The 5,365-nt window shown below is 36.8% G+C and carries 4 protein-coding genes and 3 pseudogenes; 1 reads left to right on the forward strand and 6 read right to left on the reverse strand.

Annotated features, from left to right (window positions below; all coding sequences use genetic code 11):
- The 5 genes and pseudogenes from O9290_RS06970 to O9290_RS06990 all read right to left on the reverse strand — a co-directional run.
- Positions 1-150, reverse strand: a pseudogene (locus O9290_RS06970) (tRNA methyl transferase PRC-barrel domain-containing protein); the annotation flags it as partial.
- A 231-nt stretch (positions 151-381) separates the two neighbouring features.
- On the reverse strand, positions 382-2,751 hold the full coding sequence (locus O9290_RS06975) for a CHAT domain-containing protein (RefSeq protein WP_288056602.1): 2,370 nt from the start codon (positions 2,749-2,751) through the stop codon (positions 382-384).
- A 119-nt stretch (positions 2,752-2,870) separates the two neighbouring features.
- Positions 2,871-3,488, reverse strand: coding sequence for a COP23 domain-containing protein (locus O9290_RS06980; RefSeq protein WP_288056604.1), 618 nt, complete (start codon positions 3,486-3,488; stop codon positions 2,871-2,873).
- 46 nt (positions 3,489-3,534) lie between these two features.
- Entirely contained in the window at positions 3,535-4,524 is a 990-nt protein-coding gene (locus tag O9290_RS06985; RefSeq protein WP_147071738.1) for a serine/threonine-protein kinase, read from the reverse strand.
- Positions 4,525-4,653: 129 nt separating this feature from the next.
- Positions 4,654-4,803 (reverse strand): annotated as a pseudogene (locus O9290_RS06990) (IS630 family transposase); the annotation flags it as partial.
- 1 nt (position 4,804) lies between these two features.
- On the opposite strand from O9290_RS06990, the pseudogene O9290_RS06995 reads away from it, so the two are divergent.
- A pseudogene (locus O9290_RS06995) lies at positions 4,805-4,930 on the forward strand (phycobilisome rod-core linker polypeptide); the annotation flags it as partial.
- An 89-nt stretch (positions 4,931-5,019) separates the two neighbouring features.
- Here O9290_RS06995 and O9290_RS07000 read toward each other — a convergent pair.
- Positions 5,020-5,365 (reverse strand): aminomethyltransferase beta-barrel domain-containing protein (locus O9290_RS07000; protein ID WP_353852128.1); only part of this gene is annotated, 346 nt, incomplete at its 5' end.

The following is a 5,365-nucleotide window of genomic DNA, read 5'->3' on the forward strand; positions in this document are numbered from 1 at the left end:
AACCCAGTTCATCCTTCCGACAAGACAAGCGGCACTAACGGCACTGGCGCGATTACCGACGATAACCCGATTCATGACGGGATCGAGTTTTACCACATAGAGGGGTTCGGCGGCGGCGATGCCGATGCCTTTGCGTTGTCCCATTAAGTGAAAGATAGGAAAAGGTAGTGTTGCGTTTCGTTGCCTCAACCCAACCGACAAGATCGGCGTACTGCTACGCAGTGCCTTCGGCATCGCACTATACAATTTGTGTTAATCTTCTTTTTGTACCAGATCTAAAGCATTGCGTTTGGAGAAACCCCAGACAGAAATAACAGCGATCGCACCAATCATATCATAACCCATTCAGGCAAAACCCATAGGACACCTTCCAGTAATCGCTTACTCTGCTTCTCCAACTAATATAAATCCAGCCCAGTTAACGGGTTCAGGGTGTTGTTTCATAATAGTTAACATTGCTTGTTGTAAAGCTTGGGCTTTATTGGGTTTAGTTTTAAGATTGTTGTAAAATTCGATCATTAAATCAGAAGTTGCTGCATCGGGAACAGACCATAAAGAAACAACTACACTTTTGACTCCTGCTGCCATAAAAGGTCTTGCTATACCTACAACTCCATCACTGGTAATATCTCCTAATCCTGTATCACAAGCACTTAAAACAACTAAATTAGCGCGTAAATTCATTCCATAGATTTCTCCACTCAAAAAGCCAGTTTGTCCCTCAGCAGGAGCTAAAGCAATTGATTGAGAATTTCCATGAGTTGCTAAGTGAATAATATCAGCATTAGGCATTTGTCCGGTGACATTTTGTATATTCGCTTGTTCACCAATTAGGGGTTGAGTTCCTAAAAAATTAGAGATAACTTGTGCTTCTTTTTCTGTTCCGGGTAAAGCAGGAAGTTGTTGACCATTTTCCATTTTAGGCATGGTAGGATTCCCAACAATTAGAGCATTTGAGGTAAGATTTAGGGTATTGTTACTAGATTCTTGATCAATTAGTTGTAGGGTTTGAATAGAGGGAGAAATTTGGATTGGATGCTTTTCTATTATATATTTTCCATCAGCAGTTTTTAAAGCAGCAAAAGGAACTCTAAAGAGTTCTCTATCAGGGATAAAAATAACGGATTCTTCTGGATTTTTAGGTAAAAATTTGGCAATAGGAGCAATAAGAATCTGAGATAATCTGTCTAAGCATTGGTTTTGATCTTGACAGGTTTTTGCTGTCACAGCATTAGATAGGGTATCTCGATTATTACTTCTGACAGTTGCAAAAGTTTGTTTAGTGAGTTGGACTAAACTTTTATTGTCAATATTCAAGGAAGGGGTTTGATTTTGTTGAAAGAATAAGAAAGAAGATGTTAAACAACTAGCTACAATTCCTACAATTATTAAGGGTTTACGATGACGTAATAAGAAGTAACTTAAGGAAATTCCTATAAGTAAAATTCCCAAAGGAATCAACAATTTAGAATTAATAGAAGAATTAGAATTGAGACTAATTCCTCTTGCGAATGAATGTCCTTGAGTTTGTTGAGGGTTAATTGATGGTTGAGAAAGATCAACTTGAGAAAAATGAATTTCACCACTAGGTTGAATTACCCAGATATAAATTTTAGGACTCTCAAGCCAAGAATATTTAACTATCGTCGCATTTTTCTTTCTGGCAAGTTGCTGAATTTCAGGGATAGTTATAGATGTATGATTGTCTTTAGAGATTGAATAGGAAAGAATGCGAGTTCTTCCCCTTTCTGCGAATTCTAGGGCTTCATTATATTTACCTTGTTTAACTTTTAATTCTTGTAATCCATAAGGGTATGAAAAAACTTCATTAACTAAATTTCCCTCTGTCATACCTGCATCACCGTAGGAAATTCCTAACGGTGTTTTTAAAAATCTAACTGTTTGTTCCCAAGAGATTTCATCATTTTTCATTGCTTCTGTAAATGATTTTTCTGCTTCCTGCAAATTTCCCTGCCAAAGTAAAGCAAATGCTATCCCTTCATGTATTGAAGATACTATCCCATGAAATTCACTCGTTTGACAGGTTTCACACATAAATGCTTGTTGGTTTGATAATACATTATCTAATGCCTGTTGGTAATATTTAATTGACTCTTGATAATTCCCTCGCTTCAAATAAATTATTCCTAGATTCATTGATAATAAATATGAAAATTTAAAATTTGTTTCTTTTGGTAATCCCAATAGATGACCAACTTGAGAAAATTCAAGACCTTTGTTTAAATAATTAATTGCATTGTCATATTCTCCAGCACCTATGTAGGCTTCAGCAAGTTGAGTAAAAGGATCATTTATTCCTAACTCTCCTAGAACTTGTCCTTGTTCTATATTAGATTGTTGAGATTCTAATTCCTTCTTACAAGCATTAATTGCTCTTTTCCAATCTTCAGCAATTTGATAAACTGTGCATATTTTATCCCATTCAATTTTTCCGTCATTTTTTTCTAAAAATTCCTGAATTTTTGGCATATCTTCAATAATAGCTTTTTTATCCGCTTCCGAAAGAGTATTACCATACTGCACTAAATTTTGAGGAAGAAAAACTAAATAATAGGCTTTTTCTAAAGTTAGAGGCTTACCATTGATAGGACGATCTGGATTATTTACATAAAAATCTGCTGCTAAAACTGAGGAAATACCTAAACGATTGAAATTGCCATAATGAAAAGGATTAAAGAGACTTGACGTTAGAGCAATAATTACGGTAGTCGCTAATTGAGATAGTTTCATGATTACCTCCAGAGAATTACTTCAATTGTATATATAGAGCATGATAATTTAGATAATGATTCAGACAAAATTTTATCTGATCATATTAATATGATCAGATAAAATTTTGTTTTTTGAGTCTAAAACGCTGCACCATTGTTTGGATTAGATGGCTGTTTTGGGGATTTTTCTACTTTCAAAACCTCAGATAAATCATAAAAAACTTGCTGCTTTTTACCAGAATTTTTAGAATCATTTACTCCTCTAGTTAAGGGTGTATTGTTATCAGGTGCTTGACGAATTTCCATAAGATCATCTAATACTGCATAAGGCTCATCCTTAGTTTCCAAAGTAAAGAGTAAATCATCTTGATCACAAGTAGCACTTTTGGATTTTACTCCACAGACAACGGGAACTTCTCGATCATTAATCCAACTTGCTACCGTAGCCGTGACATACTGTAGTCCATCCCGATCATAAATATCTTGGAATCGTCTAGAAACTTGATCACATCGTTTTCGAGGATTCCATTGATTACCAAAATAATAATTATCTGGTTTCCAAATAATTATAGTAAAATCTCTGTCTGAATTTGGATTATGGACAATAGTAGCTGGCACATTTTTACCTAAATATTGAGCATTTCCACAAAAAAACTTAGATTTTGTTGCAGCATTAGAATTTCCTTGACATCCTGATGTCAGCATTAGCAAACCAAATAAAAGTGAGACTGCTATTCCCGAAGTATGACGCTTCATAAATCTTACTTACTCCTGTTAAACTTGTTCCTATTACCTTTATAGCTTAAAAAGCAGGTTGATGTTGTGTCTCATTGTTTTGTTGTCTCTCAGATAAATTGATCACCCCAATACCAATTACTCCTCCTAAAAGTAACATTAAAATTAGGGGAATAACGGCAATTTTACCCCCTTTATTTTGTATAGATGAAGAATGAGACATAGAAACTGTTGGCGCAATGGTAGGGGAGACTCCCTGTAAACCTTGAATTGCTTGCAAAGCTTCTGTAGCTGAGGGATAGCGTTGTTGAAAATCTGGATGACTCATTTTAACTAAAATATCAGTAAATTTAGGTGTTGTTTTGACTTTATTTTGCCAATGTATTTCTCCTGTTTGACTATCAACTAATTGGGTAGGATAATATCCCGTTAACATCTGAATAGCAATCATTCCCACAGAATAAATATCACTGCTAAAGGTAGGTTTTCCTAGATTTTGTTCATTTGACATATATCCTGGTGTTCCTATTCCAATTGTCTTAGGTTGGTTTTGAGGATTACTTAAATTAATAATCTGTTTTACCGCACCAAAATCAATTAAAATAATTTTATTATCTCGTTTGCGTCTAATTAAGTTATCAGGTTTAATATCCCGATGAATAACGTTATGCTGATGTACAAAAGCTAAAGTTGATAATACATCTTCTAAAAATTCAATTACTGCTATTTCTTCCCATTGTTTCCCTAGTATAGTTTCCTCACCTAAAGGATGTCCCTCAATATATTCTTGAACGAGATAAAATTGATTATTTTCAGAAAAATGGGCAAATAATTGGGGGATTTGAGCGTGTTTTCCCAATTGATAAAGACTTCTTGCTTCTGTATCAAATAAACGCATTGCTATTTGCCAAGATTGGGGATCAGATTGGGGTTTAAGTTGCTTGACAACACACCAAGGATGATCTGGTAATTGGGTATCTTTAGCTAGAAAAGTTTCACCAAATGCACCAGAAGCAAGCGATCGCACAATTTGATAACGATGGACTAATAAATTCACCCTTATCTTACCTGCTGATAAATAGTGGTTATTATAGCATTGATTGATCCCCCCTAGTCCCCCTTAAAAAGGGGGGAACCGGATTCAAAGTCCCCCTTTTTAAGGGCGATCGCAGATATTGTATATACTTTAGACGTTCATAATCTGAGATTTATTAAACTTCTGAAATCGTAGAGTGAGCAACGAATCCAGTTCTTTTTTATGTTTCAGATGGACATCATTCAGACATTCATAAATAGCTGAAGAAAAGTCAGAAAAGTTTTCATAATATTTACCATAACCCAAAGCTGGCGATCCTTCCAGCTTCTTGGCTATGGCCCGGGGTCTCGGTAGCGCCAAAGGCAATCCTGTACCAAGAGTCTCCGCTATGAATATTAACATCGAGGCTTCTGTACCCCGTCGTTAATTTTTAGCTCAACCTGCTGGGGAGAGTCCCTAATTGGCAGAATGACCCCCGAACCATAATCAGGTTATTTTGTGAATTGGTGGCTCTCCCTATGGGGTTACTCCTGAGATAATCCCCCCACCGAGAACGATTTCCCCTTCATAAATCACGGCTGCTTGGCCCGGGGTGATGCTAAATTGTGGTTCATCGAAAACCAGCTTCACTTGCTCATTTTCTAGGGGAATAACATTGACGGGAACGGCCGGAGAACGATAACGGACCTGTACTTGCGCGCGGATAGGGGTGGTGGGTTCGGCAATAGAAACCCAGTTCATCCTTCCGACAAGACAAGCGGCACTAACGGCACTGGCGCGATTACCGACGATAACCCGATTCATGACGGGATCGAGTTTTACCACATAGAGGGGTTCGGCGGCGGCGATGCCGATGCCTTTG

The sequence above is a fragment of the Microcystis sp. LE19-41.2A genome (assembly GCF_027530405.1).
In the GTDB taxonomy this organism is placed as follows: domain Bacteria; phylum Cyanobacteriota; class Cyanobacteriia; order Cyanobacteriales; family Microcystaceae; genus Microcystis; species Microcystis aeruginosa.